Origin of the sequence: Dysosmobacter acutus (assembly GCF_018919205.1) — a bacterium.
Lineage (GTDB): Bacteria > Bacillota > Clostridia > Oscillospirales > Oscillospiraceae > Oscillibacter > Oscillibacter acutus.
Genome location: NZ_JAHLQN010000001.1, coordinates 827783 through 850654 on the forward strand (window position 1 = coordinate 827783; position 22872 = coordinate 850654).

20 protein-coding genes are annotated in these 22872 nt (G+C 52.3%); 5 read left to right on the forward strand and 15 right to left on the reverse strand.

Going from position 1 to position 22872, the window contains the following annotated elements:
- Window positions 1-5 precede the first annotated feature (5 nt).
- The 5 genes from KQI82_RS03880 to KQI82_RS03900 form a co-directional block, all read right to left on the reverse strand.
- Window positions 6-1046, reverse strand: a complete 1041-nt coding sequence (locus KQI82_RS03880) for a V-type ATPase subunit (protein ID WP_216558998.1) — start codon at window positions 1044-1046, stop codon at window positions 6-8.
- A 13-nt stretch (window positions 1047-1059) separates the two neighbouring features.
- A complete protein-coding gene (locus tag KQI82_RS03885; RefSeq protein WP_216559001.1) occupies window positions 1060-1371 on the reverse strand; it encodes a hypothetical protein in 312 nt (103 codons plus the stop codon).
- Window positions 1372-2263: 892 nt separating this feature from the next.
- Window positions 2264-4810, reverse strand: a complete 2547-nt coding sequence (locus tag KQI82_RS03890) for a S8 family peptidase (protein ID WP_338148942.1) — start codon at window positions 4808-4810, stop codon at window positions 2264-2266.
- A gap of 27 nt (window positions 4811-4837) precedes the next feature.
- On the reverse strand, window positions 4838-5830 hold the full coding sequence (locus tag KQI82_RS03895; RefSeq protein ID WP_216559003.1) for an AAA family ATPase: 993 nt from the start codon (window positions 5828-5830) through the stop codon (window positions 4838-4840).
- Window positions 5831-5928: 98 nt separating this feature from the next.
- On the reverse strand, window positions 5929-6141 hold the full coding sequence (locus KQI82_RS03900; RefSeq protein ID WP_216559005.1) for a helix-turn-helix domain-containing protein: 213 nt from the start codon (window positions 6139-6141) through the stop codon (window positions 5929-5931).
- Between the two features lie 210 nt (window positions 6142-6351).
- Between KQI82_RS03900 and KQI82_RS03905 the strand changes: the two genes are divergently transcribed.
- The 4 genes from KQI82_RS03905 (at window position 6352) to KQI82_RS03920 (ending at window position 9265) form a co-directional block, all read left to right on the forward strand.
- Window positions 6352-7473: a tyrosine-type recombinase/integrase gene (locus KQI82_RS03905; RefSeq protein ID WP_216559007.1), complete on the forward strand. Its 1122-nt coding sequence runs from the start codon at window positions 6352-6354 to the stop codon at window positions 7471-7473.
- Between the two features lie 15 nt (window positions 7474-7488).
- Window positions 7489-7821, forward strand: coding sequence for a hypothetical protein (locus KQI82_RS03910; protein WP_216559010.1), 333 nt, complete (start codon window positions 7489-7491; stop codon window positions 7819-7821).
- Between the two features lie 125 nt (window positions 7822-7946).
- A complete protein-coding gene (locus KQI82_RS03915; RefSeq protein WP_216559012.1) occupies window positions 7947-8138 on the forward strand; it encodes a helix-turn-helix domain-containing protein in 192 nt (63 codons plus the stop codon).
- Window positions 8139-8206: 68 nt separating this feature from the next.
- Window positions 8207-9265 (forward strand): site-specific integrase, encoded by a 1059-nt coding sequence (locus KQI82_RS03920; protein ID WP_216559015.1) that lies wholly within the window; start codon window positions 8207-8209, stop codon window positions 9263-9265.
- Between the two features lie 325 nt (window positions 9266-9590).
- Here KQI82_RS03920 and tet(W) read toward each other — a convergent pair whose 3' ends face one another.
- The 6 genes from tet(W) to KQI82_RS03950 all read right to left on the reverse strand — a co-directional run bounded on the left by tet(W) (window position 9591) and on the right by KQI82_RS03950 (window position 16446).
- Window positions 9591-11510: a tetracycline resistance ribosomal protection protein Tet(W) gene (gene tet(W) / locus KQI82_RS03925; RefSeq protein ID WP_216559018.1), complete on the reverse strand. Its 1920-nt coding sequence runs from the start codon at window positions 11508-11510 to the stop codon at window positions 9591-9593.
- 373 nt (window positions 11511-11883) lie between these two features.
- Window positions 11884-13227, reverse strand: a complete 1344-nt coding sequence (locus tag KQI82_RS03930) for a plasmid recombination protein (RefSeq protein ID WP_004221652.1) — start codon at window positions 13225-13227, stop codon at window positions 11884-11886.
- A gap of 453 nt (window positions 13228-13680) precedes the next feature.
- Window positions 13681-14835, reverse strand: a complete 1155-nt coding sequence (locus KQI82_RS03935) for a helicase RepA family protein (RefSeq protein ID WP_033524006.1) — start codon at window positions 14833-14835, stop codon at window positions 13681-13683.
- 7 nt (window positions 14836-14842) lie between these two features.
- Window positions 14843-15163 (reverse strand): plasmid mobilization protein, encoded by a 321-nt coding sequence (locus KQI82_RS03940; protein WP_004221657.1) that lies wholly within the window; start codon window positions 15161-15163, stop codon window positions 14843-14845.
- A 2-nt stretch (window positions 15164-15165) separates the two neighbouring features.
- Window positions 15166-16242, reverse strand: a complete 1077-nt coding sequence (locus KQI82_RS03945; protein ID WP_004221659.1) for a site-specific integrase — start codon at window positions 16240-16242, stop codon at window positions 15166-15168.
- Between the two features lie 3 nt (window positions 16243-16245).
- Window positions 16246-16446, reverse strand: coding sequence for a MerR family transcriptional regulator (locus KQI82_RS03950; RefSeq protein WP_033524007.1), 201 nt, complete (start codon window positions 16444-16446; stop codon window positions 16246-16248).
- A 191-nt stretch (window positions 16447-16637) separates the two neighbouring features.
- On the opposite strand from KQI82_RS03950, the gene KQI82_RS03955 reads away from it, so the two are divergent.
- Window positions 16638-17171 carry a helix-turn-helix domain-containing protein gene (locus KQI82_RS03955; protein ID WP_004221664.1) on the forward strand — a complete coding sequence of 178 codons (534 nt, stop codon included), beginning with the start codon at window positions 16638-16640 and terminating at the stop codon, window positions 17169-17171.
- A gap of 195 nt (window positions 17172-17366) precedes the next feature.
- Here the strand turns inward: KQI82_RS03955 and guaA are convergent, their stop codons facing one another.
- From guaA to KQI82_RS03975, 4 genes are all read right to left on the reverse strand, one after another.
- Window positions 17367-18902 (reverse strand): glutamine-hydrolyzing GMP synthase, encoded by a 1536-nt coding sequence (guaA, locus tag KQI82_RS03960; RefSeq protein ID WP_216559021.1) that lies wholly within the window; start codon window positions 18900-18902, stop codon window positions 17367-17369.
- A 24-nt stretch (window positions 18903-18926) separates the two neighbouring features.
- Window positions 18927-19499, reverse strand: coding sequence for a xanthine phosphoribosyltransferase (locus KQI82_RS03965; protein WP_216559024.1), 573 nt, complete (start codon window positions 19497-19499; stop codon window positions 18927-18929).
- Between the two features lie 219 nt (window positions 19500-19718).
- Window positions 19719-20540, reverse strand: coding sequence for an Mrp/NBP35 family ATP-binding protein (locus tag KQI82_RS03970; RefSeq protein WP_216559028.1), 822 nt, complete (start codon window positions 20538-20540; stop codon window positions 19719-19721).
- Window positions 20541-20610: 70 nt separating this feature from the next.
- The gene (locus tag KQI82_RS03975) at window positions 20611-22788 is read right to left on the reverse strand and encodes an ATP-binding protein (protein ID WP_241426607.1); all 2178 of its coding nucleotides are present in this window, start codon (window positions 22786-22788) and stop codon (window positions 20611-20613) included.
- Between the last annotated feature and the right edge of the window lie 84 nt (window positions 22789-22872).

Below are 22872 nucleotides of genomic sequence, written 5' to 3' on the forward strand. Positions count from 1 at the left end.
GGAACTTATAATATGAGCATGGAGGCAATCTCCTCCGGAGGGGTTCCATATCGGACTCCCTCGATGATGGTTACAATGTTTTCCAGCTCCAGCTGGGTCAGGACCATAAAGGCCATGAAAGCCGTGGGCGCGTCGGAGGCGAAATGCATGAAGCGCCTGGCCAGGTGGTATTCCACCCGGTCGGCCCGATAGTCGATCTCAGATAGGTCGTCGGGGCCGAAGTATCGACAGTAGCGGGATTCGCTCAGCGCCGTGCGAAACTCTCCGGCTGTGGGCGCGCTGAGGAGCTGCTCCATCCCGCTGCTCCGCCGCCAGGAGGGGAGCAGCAGCCCGCGGATCCGGTCCGGTCCCGCCTCGGGAAAGAAGGTTTTCATCCGATAGATGGCGCGGATGTTGATAAGCTCCACATGGGTCTCGATCAGCTCATGGAGCTGAGAGCGGACCCGCCCCCGGAAAAGCTGGTCCACGCTTTGCTCCAGGCGGCGGTAGTAATCGGCGTACAGAGCGGTTTCACAGCCGGTATAGTCGATGGATTGATCCGGCCCCTCCGACTGGAAGGGCGCCAGAGCCTTTGCGTAGGAGGTGCGCTCCAGAACCCGAAGGAGCTGGGAAAAGTCCCGGACCTGGGCCAGAGCTTCAAAGGAAAAGCTTGCGCCGCGCTCCAAAAAGACAGGGTACTGTTTGGCAAAGCGCTCCGGACAGCCGGCGTTCAGCAGGCGGATCAGCTCCAGTATCTGCTCGATTTCGCCCCGGCGCATCAGGCAGCGGTAAAAGCTGTCCGATGCAGAAAAGTCATAGCGCATCAATCCTGCGTACTGGGCGTGGCGGCTTTTCCGCAGCATCCGCTCCAACTGGGCCCGGTAGACGGCGTCGGGGCGGACGGAGGCAAGGGCCTGCTGATAGGCCGGTTCCTCCTTGAGATAGGAGGCGATGGCTGAGACGCCGGAGCAGTGCATCATGTCCTGATACTGCTGGACCGTCAGATGCTGGCCGTACATGGCCTTGCACTTGGTCATGATGGCCTTGCTGGAAAAGGAGGTCAGCATTTCAGCGCCCCCTTCACAGCTGGATACAGCGCGTTACAATTTCGTCGATCCACTGCTGCCGCTGGCGGTCAAACCGATCCTCCAGGTCCTGAAGCGACGTCTGGTGCGCTTTTTCCAACTGAAGGATGCTGCGCTCCGCCTCCTCGCCGGCGGCCTTTTCCAGTGCCTGGGCCTTTTGCTCGGCCCGCTTGCGATAGCAGGCGCTGAGCGCCTCTTTCTCCCGGACGATCTCAGCCCGTTCCGCCTCGCTCCGCTGCTGGGCGGAGCGCACCGCCTCCCGGGCCTGGCGGTCGATTGCAACCAATTCCTGAATGATCTTATCCAAAAGAGCACCTCCCTCAGTTGCAGGAAATCATTTAAAATGTGCCTATCACATTACACCCATTTTACGTAAGATGCAAGCCATCCGTCATTGTGGATTTGGAATGATGACCCCGACGTTTTGGATGGGATTGTATGGGTACATAGTCTATGGAGAATCAAAGAAATGATGCTGTGACGACCCCGCCGGATGCAAAAAAAACGGACCGGACCGCCAAACGCCTCTGCGACAGGGGGTGGCCGGCGGAGCGGATGGGAGGGGATGCTGAGCGACCCGGGCTGTAAAAAAGGCGCGGAAGGGAGAGATCGAAAAAATATCAGCCGAAAAATTAACGGCTTCTTTACGGGAAGCCTGTGCGAAGATAAAGCGGGTCTGCGCGCAAGGCGCAGACCCGTAAGGACAGAGCTATAACTTGTGCTTAATATAGATGCCAGAGAAACCGAGAGCGGGGGAGAAACCCGGTCAATCCGGAATTTTGCCGTCGGCGGAGAGACGTTTGAAAAGCAATCCGGACGATTGTTTATTCCCACTCTGTTCCGGATTCGGTTTCACAACTATTTTCAGTACTTTTTGGTGCTATTATTCGCTAAATTCCCACTTAATTTCGGAGATTTTTTGAGTTGCAGAGGATCCGTGTACTTTTCGTGTACTGCGGTTTCGCAGGTCTCACAGGCACCATTGCTTCGTCAACAATGCATCTAATCAACACTATATTATCACCGCTTGCTATTTCAACTTACAATATTAATGCTACCACACCAAGGCATGGGCTTTTATAAATAGGGCCCATGCCTTAATCTATCGAATCTGTTTTCACGGTACCAACAATCCAACAGTTTTTAAATGAAAAATGTTTATGCAAATATTTAATCAAAAGCACCGAGATTGAAAAAAATTATCCTTGATTTTGGATACGTTCACGAATACGAGTACGCTCCTCAACACGATTACGAATGCTGACAGTTTCGGCTATTTTTTGATGTAATAGAATATTTTCTTCTGCATCATAAGAAAATGTTACCGCAAGAGCGTATGACTGTGGTATTTCCTTTTCAGCATGGGTGAATCGTTCTTTTCCTGTTATAAGTATGTAAATATAAGGTTCATTCTCGTCCCAAAGTAAATCTTTTCCACCCGTTTTTCCCTTTGCCCAAACCCGTTGTTGAAGCGTACTATTCTGAATTGTGGTACTTCCGGGTTCGAATGCCGCACCATATTGTTTCCGAAAGTTTTCTAAAGCAGTATCAGCATCTTCTTCTAAGCCATGTTCTTTTTTCTGGGCAAAGTTTAGAAGCTTTTCCGCATCAGTTCTGCGGAATACCTCAATAAACAGAGAGTTAGCAATATATTCTTTTCTGCTCATGCGTGTTGGTGGGTTGTAGGCAAAGCCGATTGATATTCTTTTGGCTCCTTTTACATTGATAAACTCAGTTGGCACTGGAATTTTATAGAGATGCAGTGACCTCAGCGTTAGCTCATCTTCTGCAAAAAGGGTCACATGCTTAGGGTCATCGGCAGTTGAGAAGAGGACTTCATCATCAATTTTGCCATAACCAATAAGCCGCAAACGATTTTCAGCTTTCTGTGCCCTTATACCTACATGGCTTGCATCGACCGCATCCTCGGCCCAGGAGCGAAGCTCATCAGGACAACAAGCTGCGCTCGCAAGCATTGCACGAATTAGATTTGCAGAAGGTGCCTCATCTATTTGTGCTTTCAATAATCTTTCCAATCTGGCAGCATAATGGGTTACATGGGGTGCAGCAAAACTGGTTCCTACCCACCCTCTAAAAGACTTATCATTTGTATGATTTGTAGTCGGTTCCATCATAAGCCTGTCATTAGTACGCCAACGACTGGTGCCACGAGTAATCTGGCTAACAGAATAGTTTCCGCCATAGTCTACAAATTCCGGTTTCACTGCGTCATTGACGCCTTTCCCTGCACGTGTAAATACTGACATCATGCCAGCATTTCCCGCAGCAATAGCAGTGATACCTGTTCGCACATCTGGGGTCGCACCCCGGGTAATTGAACCAACCGAAACAGCTAAAGCCGCAGTCGCGGGGTCAATTAGGCGGTGCGCTGGATTCAATAGCTGGTTACGTACTTTTTGGCAGAGGTCATCACGGCTAATGAAATCCGGCAGATCAGGGTATTGGTTTCCGGCGCTAACAATAATAACAATATCCAAATCCCGTGCGAGTTGGTCGAGCATTCCCGCCCAAGTCAATTGTCTACCACCAGCATATAGATAATCCAAATCACCTGAAGAAAGATTGAAAACACGACAGTGGTAGTGTTCATTAAAGTATTCAATTGCTTCTTTAACTATTTGTTCTGGACGCTTTTCTTTTGAATATACGGGGTTACCTTGTCCATCGTCGTGCATCACTTTCCCATTACATAGCCGAACTAATGGTTTAAAAATCGGATTTTCATCAAATATATGAGAAAAATCTCCATATGCTACGATTCCCGCCACACCAGTTCCGTGTCCGTTCAGATCAGAGGCCGTATTTTCAGTAAAATCAAAATCCTCCTCACCTACAATAATCGCTGAGAGTAGAGGATTTCCAGAAAAAATTCCCGAATCTATAACTGTAGCAAGCGGTGCATTTTCATCCAGATCGTTATGGACAACTGGTGTAAAATCCTGAGCATAAAGCCCGCTATAGTCATGAAGTATTGTTTCCATTGGGAAATCTACGCATGCAATGATGTCAAGATCCAACAACACATTCAAAGTAAATTCGTTAACTTTAGCGCGCCCAAGCAAGAGGGTCTGCAACTCAAACAGATCACCCAATAATTGACTGCCACCTGTCCCCAGTGCACTCCTTATTTGCGCTTCAATTTCGAGAATTGTACCCCGGTCACCGTTATACCAAACATCAATATTTACAGAGAAGAAGCCATTTTCCAACGTCTTTCCAGAGTCAAGGTGCTTTTTAAGTCTCTGTCCGATACGATCATCACGCTTTAATTTGCGTATTTCTTCAATGCAATCAAATAATTCTCTGCGTTGACCTGGAGCAAGAGTGCCTCGTTCAGAGCTGTCTTGCATATATAATAAACGCTCGTTCTCAAAAGTTGACATAGCGGAGGCATCTTCAAATTGAACAACAAGTTTGGATTTTTCGGACTGGGGAAGTTTCACTTCTTCAACAATCCACAAATTGCACATACTGAGAAGCCTGTCTAACGAAGTTGCCGACAGGGCATCACTAACTAATTCCAGTACCATGAGGTTATCTGTATCAATGCTACTCACTCTTCGAGATGCTTTAATATCGGCCACAGTGGTATCCCAATCTTGTTTAAGCTTGCCACCATGCTGACTCGGCTGGCGGACCGGAGGTCTTGGCGGGTTTGGATTTCTTCTGAATCGTCCATATAAGGCAGATAAATCTTCCTTTTTAATTTCTATCCTATCAGCCACAACGATTTCCTCCTCCGTATATCAGTTTCAATACTGGGTTTTCCGCAAAGCAACATTCTCCTTTTGCCGTTGTACCGCTTGCTCAATATCTTTTTTTGTGTATATCTTCCTACCTTCAAGTACACATTGTTTTCGTACAAAATTAGCAGTCTGCTCTACATCCGCGTAAGTGAAGCCATCCGTTTCATTCAAGAATTCAGCAAAAATATGATTTGCTCCATCTAAAGACTTAAGACGCAAGTAGAATAGCCGCATCTTTGCATCGTTGGTAGGCATATCAAAGCGCAACGTACAGTCAAAGCGTCGCCAAATGGCATAATCTAAAGACTGCTCAAAATTTGTTGCAGCAATCACCAATGATTTTCCCTTGAAGCTATCCAATTGCTGTAAAAAAGTATTTACAACGCGCTTTATCTCTCCGTGTTCAAAAGGATCGTTTCGGCTCCTTGCTATGGCATCAAATTCATCAAAAAAAACCACATAGCTGTCTTGTCGAGCAAAATCAAAGACTTTTCTGAGATTGGATGCCGTCTCACCAAGATATGAGGAAATCACCGCATCAAAGCGCACATATATCATTGGAAGGCCGATTTCAGACGCAAGTGTTTGGGCTGCGAGAGTCTTTCCACAGCCAGGGGCACCATAGAAAAGAATTCGTTTTGTTGGAGCTACTCCATTACTAACAAGAACATCCCAGTTCTGAAATTCATGAACAATTCGTTCAAGTTCCTGCTGCATTTGCGGCAATGCAATCAAATCAGAAAAATACTTTTCTGGATATATGATCTCAAATAGTCGCGCGTCCTCACCTTTCTCCTTATTAATATTTGCGGAATATGTGGAAACTGAACGCTTCGGCTGCGCCGAACCGTTCAGAATGAGCTTTAACTCATCGGCGAGAATGCCGTGGTTTTTTTTGCGCTCATCTTCTATAATCTCTTGAGCCACCCTATAGAAGGCTTCATGATCGCCTGCTTTGTGGCTTACAAAGAGCTTTTTTAGCAAGTCAGCTCTCGCCATAGCACATTCTCCTTATCTAACAACGGTGTTACGTAATATAGGCTTTCAACTTTCGCGATTTCTACGCTCCAAGAAAAGTTTATCTAAAATGCCCTATACTATAAACATTCCAAAGCATGAATGATTTCTTTAGATACGCTTTGTGAAATGCAAAATTCTAAAAGTCGCATCTTCGCCAAACGGCTGGGAGTGCGGTGAGAATTCTCCCAACGATTTATGGTTGTATAGCTTATATTAAGCTCACGTGCAAGTTGCTCTTGAGAAATACTGAGCTCCTTGCGAATCGATTTAAGGATTTCTTCAATTGGCATTATAATTCACCTCAATAAATAAAATATAGCATTAGCTATAGCAAATGTCAATTGCGTATCGCTTCAAAGATAGAATTCGAACCCGGATTTGATTAAAACAAGTCGCATTTCGAGTGCGACTCATTCGAACTTCACCTATTGGGTTCGAATTCCCAATCAGTACCGCCATATAATATGGCGGTATTTATTTTACTAAAGGAGACAGCACAAATGATTTCAGGACATTTAAGCGCAAAGGCAGGTAAATGGTATATGGTGTTGGAGTTACGTACACCAGAAGGAAAGCGTATACCAAAGTGGATTGGCACAGGCCTTCCAATAAAGGGGAACAAACACAAGGCTGAGGAAATGCTATATCAAATGCGTTTGGAGTATAGTGACGCCAGGGGTACATCCGGTAATATGCTGTTTTCCGAATACCTAAAACAATGGATCAAGGATCGCCAATGCGAGCTCGCAAAGGCGACCTTTGACAGCTATAAGTCAATTTTAGAAGGGCAAGTCATCCAATTCTATGCGCCAAAAAGAATTGCTTTATCTGCGCTAAGGCCTGCCGATATCATTGCATACCATCAGGAGCTTCGGAAAAAGGGAGTATCTGAGAGCACCGTTCTGCGTCATCATGCGGTCATCCATAAGGCGCTGGAAGATGCATACTATCATGAGTTAATTTCTGCAAATCCCGCCGCACGGGTAAGACGGCCAAGAAAAGAAGTGTATGTCATTAAGCCCTATACTGCCCAAGAATGCCGTCAGCTTCTGGATTCCATTCAAGGCGAAAAACTGGAGCCAATGCTTACAATGGCGATTTATACGGGAATGCGGCGTGGAGAGTTATTGGGTCTACGCTGGGGAACAATCGATTTTTCAGCAAATATCATCAATGTTCAACACGAAGTGATCCGCGGCAATGTGGATGGAAAGGCTGCTTTATTTGCGCAAGATAAGCTTAAGCGTACCGCCAGCCTACGCACGCTTCCAATGGTTGAACCGTTGCGCAATATGCTGCTGACAGAGCGGCAGCGACGCTACGGAGAAAGTCAGGTTAAAGCAGGTGATTATGTCTTTATAGATGAAAAAGGTCATCCACTTAAGCCAAACTATGTTACAACGGCGTTCCCAAAGCTATTAGCGAAGTATGGACTGCGGCCGATTCGGCTGCATGATCTTCGTCACAGCTGCGCAAATTTGCTCATTACCGCACGCGCACCGCTTATTGAAGTTCAGCAGTGGCTTGGTCACAGCAGTATTCAGACAACAGCTGACCTGTATTCCCATCTAACTTTCCAAGAGAAACTCAATAGTGCTGAAACCATAAAAAATTTTGAATAAGATGGAGGTTACAAAATGAAAAGGAACCAGCGAAAAACGATAGCTGAATGGATTGCGGAAATAACTCCCGAAGAGTTTGAGAACATTCAAGCAATCTTGAATCGTGGCGCGTTGCAAAGCCTTACGGAATCGGGTATTGGGTGCTATGATGCCGTCATACAATCCAATGATGGAGAGCCGTTATTTATAGAGGTGAATCTTGATGCAAACGGCTGTGTGGAAGATCTGTATTGTTCCTGCAATATCGGATTCTGTATCCATCTTGCGGCAGTATTGTATGAAATCAACGCCGGCCATGTAAGTTCTTCTTGTGAAACAAGGTTTGAAGTATCACAATTATTTTGCTAAGTGTAACCTTAAAATTTGAGTTGTAACATAAATAATATTACAACAATAAAAACGCTAAGGAACCATTAAGCGATTCATTAAAATGCTTGATGGCGTCTTTCTATTTACCCAAAAGGAGTGAACAGATGAAACAAACCTATCCGCCTCAAGGTAAAAAATTTCTATCAGCCAGTGATGTTGCTGATATCCTAAATGTTTCAAGAAGCACTGCCTACAGAATCATTCGGCGACTAAACGAGGATTTGCAAAAATCCGGGAAGATCACTATAGCAGGCAAAATATCCGCTAAGTACTTTTATGTAAATGTCTACTTGTAAAGCCAACCTAATATACAACGGTTATAGGTAATGCTATAATATGGTCGTGGTAGCAGAAGGAGGTGCAAATGCCTACCTACAAAGACCCCAAAACCGGATTGTGGTATTGCAAATTTGTTTTTACTGATTGGACGGGCAAGAAGACGCAGAAAAAGAAAATGGGCTTTAAGCTGCAAAAAGAGGCGAAAGCCTATGAAACGGAGTTTTTAAGCAAGGCGCTGGCTTCGTGTGATATGCTCTTTTCCTCCCTTGTAGAACTCTATATGGAGGATTGTGAGCCGCGCCTAAAGCCTACGACCTATGCAAACAAACAATTTCTCATAGGCACCCATGTGCTGCCCTACTTCGGGAATACGCCAATCAACAAGATCTCCGCAACTATAATTCGGAAATGGCAAACGACACTGATTTCGCATCCTGCCGGCTATAGCGAGACGTATCTGAAGACCGTACATAATCAGGTATCCGCAATCTTCAACTTCGCCTGCAAATATTACAGGCTCCCGGAAAATCCAGCCCGGATCTGTGGCGCAATGGGAAAGAAGAATGCGGACTGTATGCTGTTTTGGACGGTGGATGAGTTTAAGCGATTCGTTGCCGCTGTTAGCGATAAAATCGTTTCCACGACCATTTTCAATCTGCTCTTCTGGTCTGGAATGCGTTCCGGTGAAATGCTTGCGCTGACCTTAAACGACTTCGACTTTGATGCGAACACAGTGTCGATCAGCAAAAACTACGCACGGTTCGATAACGAGGACTTGATCCTTGAGCCCAAAACACCAAAAAGCAAACGGAAAGTGACCTTGCCGCCCTTTGTCTGCGATCTCATAAAGTCTTATGTACAAAAACTTGTAGATTACGAACCAAACGAACGGTTATTTACTGTGACAAAGCACTATCTCAAGCATGAGATGGACAGAGGCTGTAAGAAAAGCGGCGTCAAGGTTATCAGAATTCATGACTTTCGCCACAGCCACGCAAGCCTGCTAATCGAGATGGGTTTTTCCCCGCTTCTCATTAGCGAACGGCTGGGTCATGAAGATATAAAAACCACCTTGCAGACCTACTCCCACCTGTATCCCAATAAGCAGGGGGAAGTAGCTGAGAGACTGCAAAGTTTCTTTTAACCCCATTTCGTGTACCTTTTGCGTACTTCTGGGTAAAAGAGAAAGCCGCAAACCCCGATCAACAGGGTTTGCGGCAATGGTTATGTTATTCCCACTCGCAAAATGAAACTTAATTCTAAACGCTTTTGTTTGGGAAATTTGATACCATTTGATTTTTCCTGATACCTATTATCCTTATCCTATGGGCTTGCCGAACTTTTGCTATCATTTGGCTATCAAGGAAATGGCTATCAACGGTAAAATTAGATTGGTTTCTCTGGTGGTTTACAACTACATTTTACCACGAAAGACAGGGAAATGCAATAACCTTCCTCGCTGTGGTGTATCAAGTGATCTTACTGAACATATGGCGCACCTTGTCCAGGCGGCTGTTTGGACGGCGGGGCTGGATGACCGGCTGACCGACAGCGGCCTGATATCCTTTCAGCTCTGTAAGGCATACGCTCCGCCCGTTGGTGTAAAAGGCCAGATCAGTACGGTATGCCTGTATACAGCGGGCGGGAATCTCGCCAGTAAAGACAACTTCATCCTTTTTTACCTGGGCCGTTTCGATGGTGGCACAGTATTTCGGTGCATCATGATAAGCCCTGGAAAGGTATTCCTGGGGCGCATAGAGGATGAAGGAGAGATAAGGTTCCAGCAGCTGCGTCCCCGATTCCTTCAATGCCTGTTCCAATACAATCGGGGCCAATGAGCGGAAGTCCGCCGGCGTGCTGACCGGACTGTAATAAAGCCCGTATTCAAAGCAAATCTTACAGTCCGTTACGTTCCAGCCGAACAAGCCCTGCTCCAGCCCGTAACGGATACCATCCCTGACAGCGTTTTGAAAACTCTGGTTCAAGTATCCCAGCGAAACCCGGCTCTCGTATTGTACACCGGAGCCAAGCGAGAGTGGTGTAACAGACAGTCCTATGGATGCCCAAAACGGGTTGGGCGGCACCTCGATATGGATGGTGTGGCTGGCTGCTTTGAGCGGCCGCTCCATATAAATGACGGAGGGTTCCTTTACCACTGTTTCAAGCTTGTATTTTTCCGACAGCAAAGCGGAAACAACCTCCAACTGCACCCGGCCCAAAAAAGAAAGAATGATCTCATGGGTGATGGAATCCACTTCGCAACGCAAAAGCGGGTCAGTATCCGCAAGTTGCGTAAGAGCGTCCAGCAGCCGTTCTCTTTGCGCTGCCGTTTTCGGCGCAATCGTCGTCCGCAGCATGGGGAGGGGGTCCTCGCGCCACCTTTTACGAGGGAGCCGGGTTTGGTCCCCTAATACATCGTTTAACCTCACGCTGTCGCTGGGAAGGATAACAATTTCACCCTGATAAGCGGTGTCTGTCCGAACAATTTCCCCTTTGGATGGAATACGCATCTCTGTGATTTTCAGCTTTTCTCTCCCGGCCAGGGCCACCGTATCCCGCAGGCGCAGCGTTCCGCTGTATAACCGTAGATAGACACGCCGCTGGCCGCAATCGGTGTACTCAACCTTGAAAACGCTGCCGCATAGGGCGGCGCCCCCCTGTTCCCCAATCGGTTGGAACAGCCCTGTCACCGCATCCATCAACGGTTGAATGCCAAGGCCATTTTTGGCGCTGCCATGATAGACTGGGAACAGGGAGGCGTCTTGAACCCGCTGCTGTTCCTCCCGCGCAAGTTTTTCCCGGCTGATTGGTTCTCCTGCGATATACTTTTCCAATAATTCATCGTTATTTTCGATGACCGCATCCCATGCTTCTATGTCGGTATTTTCCTCCAGGACTATTTCCGGGGACAGCGACACCGTCTGCTTGATGATAATATCGGCGGAGAGCTTATCCCGAACAGACTGAACCACGCTCTGCAAATCAACGCCAGCCTGGTCGATCTTGTTGATAAAGATAACGGTGGGAATGTTCATTTTCCGCAGGGCATGGAACAGAATACGGGTCTGGGCCTGCACGCCATCTTTAGCGGAGATCACCAAGATGGCCCCATCTAAAACAGCCAAAGAGCGGTACACCTCCGCCAAAAAATCCATGTGGCCGGGCGTATCCACAATGTTAACTTTACATCTGTGCCACTGGAAGGAAGTGACTGCCGCTTGAATGGTAATCCCACGCTGCCGCTCCAAAAACATGGTGTCCGTCCTCGTTGTCCCTTTTTCGACGCTCCCCGGTTCTGAAATGGCTCCGCTGGCATATAGCAGGCTCTCCGTCAAGGTCGTCTTTCCAGCGTCTACATGGGCAAGAATTCCAATATTGATTATTTTCATGTGATTGTCCTCCCTTTACAGCCCCAAAGGGCATAAAAATCCCCAGCGGCTAATACTTTTACCGCTGGGGATCATGACTTCGGACAAACAGAAGTATGACGGCTTACATGAGCCGCTGTCCGTCACGATATTTACTAAAAAGGCAAAAGTATTCTTAAATTGGGTACAAAAACTAAGCCCCTGCAAGGGGCAATCATTTTTGCGCCCATTATCAAATTTTATTTAAGAATACCTTGCCGCATATTTGGTAGACTCCTCAAATCAGGATAATAGTAGTATATCATAGTACGCTCTAAAAAGCAAGAAATTATTTTACCCGATTCCCCAAATAAATCAGGAGGGCATTCACTGGAACACCCTCCGGTTTTGGTGATTATCGTGCGCCTACCCTTGTTTTTTGCCTTGCGGCCCGTTTCCGTTCCTTTTCGGCCTGTTCCTGCTGGTAAGCGGCCTCTAATATTCTGTCCGCCTGTTCCGTGCCAATGGCCCGCCTGACCCGCTCATAGTCTCTGACCTTTCCCTTTAGGCTGTCTCGCTCGGCGCAGACCTCGTAAATCCTTTCTGACAAGGAACTGTTTTTGCTGACCTCCCGGCCATAGTCCGCTTGCAGCCGCTCAAATTTGGATTTGAGGTCACAGTAGGCCCGATAGACAGACCGTAGCACCTTGACGATCTTCGCCCATAAGGGCTTGGCCTTTTTCTCCCGGTAGGCCCTGGCTGATTCCAGCGGCCCCGCTTCTGGCAAGACCTGTTCCGGGTCGCTGGAAAATTCCTCCGCCAGCTTCTCCATGCCTTTCAGCATGGGGGCCACATCGTTTAGTTTGGCCTTGGCCTGGGCCGCTTTCTTTTCGGCAGCTGTCGCCTCCCTGTTCCTTCGGTCAACCTCGGCCTGGGCCAGCACAGCCGCCTCTTGAAGCTGTGCCAACCGCTCCTGTTCACACTTCACCTTGAACTGCGTGACCGTCAGATGTTCCTCGGAACTGCCACGCTCTCCACGCTCCAAATCCGTGTAGCCAGCGGAGCGCATCTGCTGAAAGAAATCATCCTGCAAGACGCTGTACGACTTTCTCAGAACAGGCTTGCCCTTTGCTGTTCGTAATGGCTCCCCGGTGGCCTCGTCTACTGCGGGCTGGGACGCCCACTTTTTGCTCATGCTGACCTGCATAACGGTTTCCTTGACCTTGCCCACCAGGGATTTGTCCTTGCACCGCTTTGTCCATCGTATCTCCTTCTTCACCACCGGGATATAGACCACATGAAGGTGGTAGTGGTACACATCCTCCCCCAGCGCCTCGGACATGGCCCGGTTGCGCTCGTCAGCGTGCATGACCGCCGACAAAATATACTGCTCTCCACCTACGATTTTGATTGCGGATTTGTAAGCGTCGGTGTAAAATTGTTTTGCGAAGTCATAGCCGCCGTGATTGTAGAAGTAGGCGGAGTTCACATCAAAGACCAACTCACCGTATCGAAATGCGTCCGCCTTAATGCCACGGGTGGAGATCACACCATCGGCCTCCATTTGGGAGAACATCTCCTGATACCCTGCAGATGGGGCCTTGAAATGGACATTGAGCGGCGTCCGCTCTGGTACAATGTCCTGGTTGACATAGGAATCCTTCTCACGCTCGTTGTGCTGCTGGGTGTTGCCGATCTTGGTTTCGGTCAGCCTCATATTTCTTGCGTTGGTACGGTCAATACCGTCGCCTCTCGCCATAGGCAAAAATCCTCCTGTTTCAGATGTTTGGTTGTTGAAAATGGACGGGGGTTCGGGGGAGTCACTTCCTGCGGGAAGTGTAATAACCCACTATGACACTTTCGCCCCGTTGGTGCGAAAGTGCCGTGGGCTCTCCCGAGGGGGTGCGGGGGCTTTGCCCCCGGCAACTGCGGTTGCCTCCCCCAGCAGGGCCGCCCTTTGAAAAGGGCACCCTGCACCCCGCCTAAACTTTTCCACTCGCCGTTGGGCAGGTGGAAAGGCTGTGCCTTTCCACCACCCGGCAAGTGTCCTCCGTGGGCCAAATGTCAAGGGGTTCGGGTTGTATTGCCTTGCGGCAATCTCCACCCGTAGGTATGCCCCCTTGACATTTGACCCCGCTCCCCCGTGACAGCCGTGACGACCGTGACGATGTTTTAGACACCGCCCCCGCTCTCAAAAAAGCCGTCACGGTCGTCACGCTTGGGGAGGCTCCAGCGTCAAGCTGATACTTCTCCCGGCGTGGGTACGGGTGTTCTCATAATGGATGTGATACTCTGCCGCCAGTTTCCCGGCCCGGACGTTCAGCCGCATAGCCAAGGCGTTAGGCTTCATATCCACTTGCAGGACCGCTGCCAACTCCGTGGCTGTACCGCTCCAGGACGGCCTCTCCGCCGTAATAAAAGCGGCTACGGCCTCCAGCACCGGGTCGGGGGGTTCTACCCACAACTCCGTTTCCATCCGCTCCAGTGTCCATGTTAGGTGTTCCTTGTCCTTGGTGAGATAGAGCCGCTGGTCTTGCTGGTCACGTCCTACCACATCCAGGGTGGCGGTGTCGTCTGTCCGCTTCTCCTTCTGAAGAAGAAAGGCCCCATCCGCCGCCCCCGACAGGCCGTTGGTGCCAGAGATCATATCAAACTTGTCGTCGGCCTGCTGTTTGCGAGTGTGATGTACCAGCAGGAGACAGACGCCGCAAGCGTCAGCGAGGCGTTTCAGCTTTCCCACCACCTCATAATCGTTGGCGTAGCTGTATTTATCCCCGCCAGCCTCCCGGATTTTCTGGAGGGTGTCAATGATAATCAGCTTGGTGTCGGGGTGTTCCTGCACGAACCGCTTTAGCTGTTCCTCCAGCCCAGCGCCAACCTGTTTGGCACAGATGGAAAAGAGGAGGTCGTTGGTGCCGTCCATGCCGAACATCCGGTAAAGCCGCTCCTGCAAGCGGCGGTGATCGTCCTCCAGCGCCAGATAGAGGACAGTCCCCTTGTGAACGGGATAGTCCCACAGGGGGAGGCCCATGCTGACGTGGTAGGCAAGCTGGGCCATCAGGAACGACTTGCCCACCTTGGGTGCTCCCGCAAAGAGGTACGTCCCCGGATAGAGCAGACCGTCAATGACGGGCGGTCTGCTCTGATAGACGTTCTCGTACAACTCGTTCATGGAAATCGTGGGGAGATACGCCGGGTCATTCATGCGCTGCATTTTCCGCAGCAGTTCCGCATAATTTTTTTCAGGGGGATTGTTTTCTGTCGTTTCCTCTGTTATACTTGCGGTGGGTGTTTGTGAAATGGGCTGTTCCCCGTCTGCGCCAACAGACGGAACCGGGACAGTCCCTTTCGTTTCCTTGGAATCCATCAATCTATCAAACCTCCTTCATGCCGCCCATGATAGCGGCGATCATCTGAATGGTGTCCAGCAGTTCATCGTCCACGCCAGCCCCGTCCTCGGCCCGCCGCAGTTCGTCCAGAACGGCGGCAAGCTGGTCACGCAGGGCCTTGTAGACCTTGGGATTACCCTGTACCACTACTTCCCGGCACAGGAGGCGTCTTGTGATGTAGTCCTGCTTTGTCAGGCCGGAGAGCCGCACAGCGGCCTCGATCTGTTCATCTTCCTCCGGGGACACCCGGAAGGCCACGGTCTTGTTCCTCCAGCGATTTTTGTTGTCTCGGTTTTTCAGTGACATGGTTACGTTCCCATCCTTTCAAAGTCCAGCTTGTCCGCCATCTCCGTCTGCCTTGTAGGAAACAGATGGGCGTAGCGGTAGGTGATGTCGATACTCTCATGCCCCACCCGGTCAGCGATTGCCAGGGCGGTGAAGCCCATATCAATCAGCAGGGAAATGTGTGAATGTCGGAGGTCGTGAATCCTGATCCGCTTCACTCCCGCCGCTTTCGCACCTCTGTCCATTTCATGGTGGAGATAGTGCTTGCTGACAGAGAAAATCCGTTCATTTGCCCCGGTGCTGTAAAACATCTTTAAGTAGTCCTCCATCTCTCCACAGAGGAATTTGGGCATCTTAATGACACGGTTGCTCTTTTTCGTCTTGGGGGTGGTAATCACGTCCTTGCCCTTGAGCCGCTGATAGGATTTGCTGATGGACACTGTACCCGCCTCAAAGTCGAAGTCTGTTGGGGTGAGGGCCAGCAGTTCCCCCTCCCGGATACCGCACCAGTAGAGCATTTCAAAGGCGTAGTAGGAGAGGGGCTTGTCCATCATGGCGTCGGCAAACTTCAAATACTCGTCCTTCGTCCAGAACAGCATTTCACGCCGTTCCTCCACACCCATGTTCCCGGCCTTGGCCGCAGGATTGACCTGGAGGCCGTAGTAGCGGACAGCATGGTTAAAGAGGGCGCTCAACTGATTGTGGACGGTTTTGAGATAGGTGGGGGAATAGGGCTTTCCTTTGGCGTCTGTCAACTCCCGGATCGCGTTCTGCCAATCCATCACATCCTTGGCGGTGATTTCCGACAGTTTCCGCTTTCCAAAATACGGCAGGATTTTCTTCTGGATAATGCTCTCTTTTGTCAGCCAGGTGTTCAGCTTCAGCTTGGGCTTCATGTCCTTTTCATAGAGCTGGGCGAAGCTCTCAAAGGTCATGTTCACATCGGCCTGCTTCTGCATCAGGAACTCCCGCTCCCACGTCTGGGCCTCCTTTTTGGTGGCAAAGCCACGCTTCAACTTCTGTTGGCGCTCTCCCTTCCAGTCCGTATAGCGGAACTGGACGTACCAAGTGCCGTTGGCCTTGTTCTTAAACGCCGCCATAGGTTAATCACTCCTTTCACTCTGACCCCTTGTGCCATAAAATTTTTCGTGGAAGAATTTGCGGTCGATCCGGCCTGAAATGGTAATACAGCCCGTCTTTTTCAACTCCGCATTCATGGAACGAATCAGCTTATAGGCATAGGGGACAGAAACCCCTAATTCCTCCGCTACCTCGTCCACCCGCATGAACATGGTGCTTGCCATTGTGAGCTCACCTCCTTTCATGGCTCGAAAACTAAGCCTTTATGCTTAATCTATTATAACTAAGCAAATTTGCTTTGTCAAGTGGCTTGCGGAATAATTTTTAACTTTTTTGTTTAAGATACTCTTGACTGTTACTAAGCGAATATGTTATACTACTTTCGACAGAAACCACCAGATAGGAGTTGGCATTTATGGCAATAGGAGAGCGCATCCATTTTTTCCGCACCCTCCGGGGTATGACACAGAAGTATCTTGGTATGGCGGTGGGCTTTCCAGAGCGTTCCGCCGATGTTCGTCTGGCACAGTACGAAACAGGCACCCGGACGCCGAAGGCCGACTTGACCGCTGCCCTGGCGCATACATTAGATGTATCGCCCCAGGCGTTGAGCGTCCCGGACATAGACAACTACATAGGTTTGGCCCATACGCTGTTCGCCTTGGAGGATGTTTACAGTCTGAAAGTGGTAGAGGCGGATGGACGTGCCTGCCTGCAAGCAGATATTTTTCAGGGAGGCCGTCAAGCCAGTGAGCTGAACAAAATCTTGATTGCGTGGCGGGAACAGGCGGCGAAGCTGGAGGCCGGGGAGATCACCAAGGAGGACTATGACCGCTGGCGCTACAACTACCCGAAGTACGACACCACCCAGCGGTGGGCCAAAGTCCCCTCGAAGGAATTAAGCGATGCTCTGATAAAAGGATTGAAGAAACAGAGAAAAGACAAATAACAAAAAAGGTCTTGCCGACTGGTGAAAGTCAGCAAGACCTTTTTCTTAGGATATGGAGGATTTACCCGCAAACCACCCGTTATACGGGAGTGAACAAAGTAAATCCGGTTTTGGTATCTGCTATCAATTTGCTATCAAATGCCCCGTTTCCGCTTTAAGACCCCAGTGTTTTCAAGGCTTTGCTGGTTTTGTCAGTTATTCCCACTCGATGGTGGCGGGGGGCTTGGAGGTGATGTCGTAGACGATGCGGTTGATGGATCGGACCTCATTGACGATGCGCACGCTGACCCGATCCAGCACGTCATAGGGGATTCTCGCCCAATCGGCGGTCATGAAGTCGGAGGTGTTCACCGCCCGCAGGGCCAGGGTATAGTCATAGGTGCGGCCGTCTCCCATGACACCCACGGAGCGCATGGAGGTGAGGACCGCAAAATACTGGGACAGGGACGCGTCAGCGCCGGCTTTGTGCAGCTCGTCCCGGAAGATGAAGTCGGCCTCCCGCAGGATGTCTAACTTCTCTCTGGTGATCTCGCCGATGACACGGACGGAGAGGCCGGGGCCGGGGAAGGGCTGACGGGAGACCAGATACTCGGGAAGGCCCAGCTCGCGGCCCAGCTGTCGGACCTCGTCTTTGAAGAGCATGCGCAGAGGCTCCACGATCTCCTTGAAGTCCACATAGTCCGGCAGGCCTCCCACATTGTGGTGGCTCTTGATGGTGGCGGAGGCGCCCAGACCGGACTCGATGACGTCGGGGTAGATGGTGCCCTGGGCCAGGAACTCCACAGCGCCGATCTTTTTGGCCTCCTCCTCAAAGACGCGGATAAACTCCTCGCCGATGATCTTGCGCTTGCGCTCCGGCTCTGTGACCCCGGAGAGCCTGCTGAGGAAACGCTCCTCCGCATCCACACGGACAAAGTTGAGGTCCCACTTGGAAAACGCGGCTTCCACCTCATCGCCCTCGTCCTTGCGCATCAGTCCGTGGTCCACAAAGACACAGGTCAGCTGCCTGCCCACGGCCTCGGCCAGCAGGGCTGCGGCGACTGAGGAGTCCACGCCGCCGCTGAGGGCCAACAGCACCCGGCCACCGCCCACCTGATTACGGACTTGGGCGATGGCGCTTTTGCAGTAGTCGCCCATGGTCCATTGGCCGTGGGCCCCGCAGACCTCGTAGAGGAAGTTGCGGATCATTTTCACCCCGTACTCCGTGTGGTTGACCTCGGGGTGATACTGTACGCCGTAAAAGCCCCGGGACTCATCGGCAATGGCCACGTTGGGGCAGGCGTCGCTGTGGGCGGTCAGGGAAAAACCGTCGGGGACCCGCTCCATATAGTCGCCGTGGCTCATCCAGGTGACGCTTTGAGCGGGCAAATTTTTGAACAAAGGAGAAGTGGTGTCGAAAAAGGTCTCGGTGCGGCCATACTCCCGGGCGGTGGCGTCGGTGGCGGGGGAGACCTTGCCGCCCAGGTGATGGGCCATCAGCTGGCAGCCGTAGCAGATCCCAAGAATGGGAATGCCAAGGGAGAAGATGGCGGGGGCCACCTGGGGGGAATCAGGTTCATAGACGCTGCTGGGACCGCCGGTGAAGATAAAGCCGATGGGATGCATGGCCTGCAGTTCAGATAAGGGGGTGGTGCAGGGCTTGACCTCGCAATAGACATTGCACTCCCGGACGCGGCGTGCAATCAGCTGATTGTATTGGCCGCCAAAGTCAAGGACGACAACACGTTCCATATAGTAGTTCCTTTCCGAAAGAAATCAGTCCCGAAAGACGATGTTGCCCGGTTCAGCGCTTTCAATGATGGCCAGAGACTGGAGATTCACGCCGGCGGCCCGCAGCCGGTCTCCTCCGCCCTGGAAGCCCTTTTCCACAGCGCAGCCCACGCCCACCAGCGCGGCGCCCGCGGAGGTCACGATGTCGCACAGGCCGCGGATGGCCTCGCCGTTGGCCAGGAAGTCGTCGATGATGAGCACGTGGTCGCCGGGACGGATCCATTCCTTGGAGACCAGAAGCGTGACCTTTTTCTTATAGGTATAGGAGAAGATGTCGCTCTGGTACAGGCCGCCCTCAATGTTGTCGCTCTTGGCCTTTTTGGCAAAGACCATGGGCTTGCCCCATCTGTGGGCGCAGATAGCCGCCAGGGCAATGCCGCTGGCCTCCGCCGTCAGGATCAGATTGACCTGGCGCAGATCGAAATGATGGGCAAACTCGTCGGCGATATCCTGCATGAGCTTGGTGTCGACGCGGTGGTTCAGAAATCCGTCTACCTTGATGATGTTGCCGGGCAGAACCTTGCCCTCTTTTTCGATGCGCTCTTTCAGCTGCTGCATGTATGTTTCCCCCTGTATGTTCTTTTATAGTTTGGCATCCGCGGCAGAGCAGTCTTAACTTTACTATTATCCCTGCTTTTTCCCGCTTTTTCAACTGTTTTTCCAACAAAAAAGGAAAAGAGGCATATCCCTCCCTTGGCTATTTTCCATAGCCTCCCATTGCGGACAGGAAAAACGCGCCCGTCCGCGTGCCATAGACTGCGGACGGGCGTATCAGGCTCAGCAGGACTCAAGGGCTGCGGCTGCGCCGTCCAGCCAATTGCCGGAGAACTCCTCGATTTTTCCGGCGTCTGCCAGAGCCGCAAGGGCGGGTTCAATGGGCATCCTGCCCAACAGGGAGAGGTTGTGGCGCGCTGCGGCCAGCTCGGATTTGCCCTTGCCGAAAAGGTAGATGGGCTTGCCGCAGTCGGGGCAGGTGACATAGCTCATATTCTCCACCAGCCCCACGATGGGAACCTCCATCATCTCCGCCATGCGGACGGCCTTCTCCACCACCATGGATACCAGCTCCTGGGGCGAGGCCACGATGACGATACCATCCAGCGGGATGGACTGGAACACGCTGAGGGATACATCGCCGGTTCCGGGAGGCATATCCACGAAGAGGTAGTCCACATCCCAGATCACGTCGGTCCAGAACTGGGTGACTACGCTGCCGATAACCGGACCGCGCCAGAGCACCGGGTCCGTCTCGTGTTCCAGCAGCAAATTGACGCTCATCAGCTGGATTCCCGTGCTGCTGTCCACCGGGTAGAGGCAGTTGTCACCGCCCCGGGCCCGCTCGTGGACGCCGAAGACCTTGGGGATGGAGGGCCCGGTGATGTCGGCATCCAGAATGCCGACCCGATAGCCCCTGCGGCGCATGGTGACGGCCAACTGGCTGGTGACCATGGATTTGCCGACGCCGCCTTTGCCGGAGACCACGCCATAGACCTTGCCGATGTGACTTTCGGCGTGAGGCTGCTTCAGGAGGGATTGAGGCTCCTGGCGCTCGGCACAGCTTTCGCCGCAGGTGCTGCAGTTATGAGTACATTCGCTCATCGTTCTGACTCCTTTTTATAATCTGAAATAAAGTTCTCTCCATTGTATGGAGGAAAGCCTGTTCTAATCCTCAAATGCTTTGGATGTGTGCAAGCCCCTTTGTCCGCAGATAGTCTGCCTCACGGGACTGGCAGGTAAACATCAGAATCTGCCGGCCGCAGGTGCTGAGGTAATCCAGCGCCGCCGCCATTCGTTGGTCGTCAAAGGTGACCAATGCGTCATCTAAAATCAGGGGGACCTCCTTTTCAGGCGGCAGGAGCAGATCACAGATGGCAAGGCGCACCGCCAGGTACAGCTGGTCGGCGGTCCCTTGGCTCAGCAGCCGCACGTCCCGGGCAATGGGGTCCTCTCCGGCCTGGGCGGAGGCGCCGAAGCTGCGGTCCAGGGCGATCTTGCAATAGCGGCCGCCGGTGAGGGCGGAAAAAATCTGTGCGGCCCGCCGGCCCAGCTCCGGGGAAAAGCGGTTTTGCAGCGTGGTATTGGCGCTACTGAGGGCATCCATGGCCATGGCAATGGCGTCGTACTCCTGCTGCAGTCCGGACAGGGCGGCCCGGAGAGTGTCCACGGAGGCGCGCAGGGTATCCTCGTCCCCAATGGCGGACAGGCGGCCTTGCAGCTGATCGGCCTGGGAGCGGACGGCGGCCATCTCCCCCTGCGCCGCCTCCAGCAGCCGCTTCAGCTCCTCCGGACTCTCCTGGGGCCGGGGCGGCAGCTCCTGGCCGGAGGGGGCGGACTCAAGTCCGGCCTGGGCAAACTGACAGCGCAGCGCAGCCTCCCGGGCCTGAGTCTCCGCCTCCGAGGCCTCGCGCCGCCGCCCAACGCACTCCCGCAGCGCATCGTCCGCTGCAGTGAGGTCAAACGCCGCGGGACGGAACCGGCGGATTTCGATGAGGATGGCCTGCTCGTTGGTGGTGAGGGAGGCGTAGAGCGCCTCCGCGGCCGCGGATCTGGCGGCGGCTTCCTCCTGTGACCTCTCCCAGGCCATATATAACTTGATATATGTATCCGCTGCCTCTGCCAGCGCCTCCGGAGAAGATGCCTGATACATCTCAAGAAAGGCGGTCCGTTTCTTAAGATCGCTCCGCTGCCGCCGGAACACGGCCAAAAGGCCCAGAAGAAGGCCTGTACAGCCCGCCATGCCCCCGGCCCAGAGGGGATACGTCCCCTGGCTGAGCAGAAAGGTTCCGCCGGCGCCGACGAGGAACAGTAAAACCGGGAACCACCAGGCCCTGGGGCGGAGAGCAGGGACAGAGGCGGCGGTCTTCCGGGCGGACTCGGGGCTCTGACCGGCAAAGGGACTGTTGTTGACAGCCACCTCCGCCTTATAGAGGGCGCGCTGAGCATTGTCCCGATCCTCACGGGCCTTCTCCACGGACTTGCGCACAGTTCCAAGGTTGACGATGGCGGCGCGCAGCCGGGCGATCTCCTCCATGGTGGGGATGCGTTCCTCTTCCAGCCGGGAGCGCAGCAGCTCCGCCCGCCTCTGGGCGGCCTGAGCCTCCTCCTGCTGAAGACGCAGGGCGGTTTGGGCCTCCGCTTCCTCCCAGCTTCGGCAGAGCGCGATCTTTTCCTTCAGCGATTTGCAGCGGTGATCCAGTTCCTTCAGGCGCTGCAATTGGTCCTGGAGCGCTTCGGTCAGAGCGCGGAGCTGGGCCAGCTCCCCCTCTCTGACCCGCAGGACGGCCTCTGTATCGGGAATCAGGCCGTTCTTATTATAGCGTCTGCGGTTGAGCTGCTTTTTAAGGCGGTCGCAGGACTCCGTATAAGAGGTGTCCTCTTCTCCGGTGGTGATGAGTGAGGCGATGCGGCGCTCCAGCTCCGCGTCTTGCCCGACAGCCATCCCGGCCTGGCGGATCAGGGCGCTGCGCTCAAAAACCTCCCTTGGAACGCCCAGCAGCTCCTCCCCGCAGGAAGAGGCGGTAAGCCCGGGGACCTCGTCCGCGGTACCGGCGTAGACGGCGGAGAAGCGGCCCAAAGGAGAGCTGGCCCGGGCGGTATCCCGGGTGACCAGCAGCTCTCTGCCGCCGCAGCGGCACTCGATGCTTCCCCGCATGGCCGCGCCGCTCCAGGGGGTAAATCGGTTTTTATCAGCCAAAGGCCCCCGCTCCCGGGCAGGGAATCCATATAACATGGTTGAGAGAAATGCACACCAGGTGGACTTGCCAGCCTCATTGGGGGCGCAGATCAGGTTGAGCCCGTCGGAAAGCTCCAGGGTTTGATCCGTCAGCTTGCCGAAGGTGGCGCTCATGCGGTGCAGCAGCAGAACGATCCCTCCTTGTCCAATTCATCTTGCCGCAGATTCTGCGGTTCGGCAGTATTATAGTACGTTTGC

Excerpts from the sequence above, each read along its gene's own strand:
- KQI82_RS03975 (WP_241426607.1), bottom strand. The coding sequence starts at position 22,788 with ATGAGCGCCACCTTCGGCAAGCTGACGGATCAAACCCTGGAGCTTTCC.
- KQI82_RS03945 (WP_004221659.1), bottom strand. The coding sequence starts at position 16,242 with ATGGCGGCGTTTAAGAACAAGGCCAACGGCACTTGGTACGTCCAGTTC.
- KQI82_RS03965 (WP_216559024.1), bottom strand. The coding sequence starts at position 19,499 with ATGCAGCAGCTGAAAGAGCGCATCGAAAAAGAGGGCAAGGTTCTGCCC.
- KQI82_RS03935 (WP_033524006.1), bottom strand. The coding sequence starts at position 14,835 with ATGGATTCCAAGGAAACGAAAGGGACTGTCCCGGTTCCGTCTGTTGGC.
- guaA (WP_216559021.1), bottom strand. The coding sequence starts at position 18,902 with ATGGAACGTGTTGTCGTCCTTGACTTTGGCGGCCAATACAATCAGCTG.
- KQI82_RS03915 (WP_216559012.1), top strand. The coding sequence starts at position 7,947 with ATGAAACAAACCTATCCGCCTCAAGGTAAAAAATTTCTATCAGCCAGT.
- KQI82_RS03930 (WP_004221652.1), bottom strand. The coding sequence starts at position 13,227 with ATGGCGAGAGGCGACGGTATTGACCGTACCAACGCAAGAAATATGAGG.
- KQI82_RS03920 (WP_216559015.1), top strand. The coding sequence starts at position 8,207 with ATGCCTACCTACAAAGACCCCAAAACCGGATTGTGGTATTGCAAATTT.
- KQI82_RS03970 (WP_216559028.1), bottom strand. The coding sequence starts at position 20,540 with ATGAGCGAATGTACTCATAACTGCAGCACCTGCGGCGAAAGCTGTGCC.
- KQI82_RS03905 (WP_216559007.1), top strand. The coding sequence starts at position 6,352 with ATGATTTCAGGACATTTAAGCGCAAAGGCAGGTAAATGGTATATGGTG.
- KQI82_RS03910 (WP_216559010.1), top strand. The coding sequence starts at position 7,489 with ATGAAAAGGAACCAGCGAAAAACGATAGCTGAATGGATTGCGGAAATA.
- KQI82_RS03950 (WP_033524007.1), bottom strand. The coding sequence starts at position 16,446 with ATGGCAAGCACCATGTTCATGCGGGTGGACGAGGTAGCGGAGGAATTA.
- KQI82_RS03900 (WP_216559005.1), bottom strand. The coding sequence starts at position 6,141 with ATGCCAATTGAAGAAATCCTTAAATCGATTCGCAAGGAGCTCAGTATT.
- KQI82_RS03955 (WP_004221664.1), top strand. The coding sequence starts at position 16,638 with ATGGCAATAGGAGAGCGCATCCATTTTTTCCGCACCCTCCGGGGTATG.
- KQI82_RS03895 (WP_216559003.1), bottom strand. The coding sequence starts at position 5,830 with ATGGCGAGAGCTGACTTGCTAAAAAAGCTCTTTGTAAGCCACAAAGCA.
- KQI82_RS03880 (WP_216558998.1), bottom strand. The coding sequence starts at position 1,046 with ATGCTGACCTCCTTTTCCAGCAAGGCCATCATGACCAAGTGCAAGGCC.
- KQI82_RS03940 (WP_004221657.1), bottom strand. The coding sequence starts at position 15,163 with ATGTCACTGAAAAACCGAGACAACAAAAATCGCTGGAGGAACAAGACC.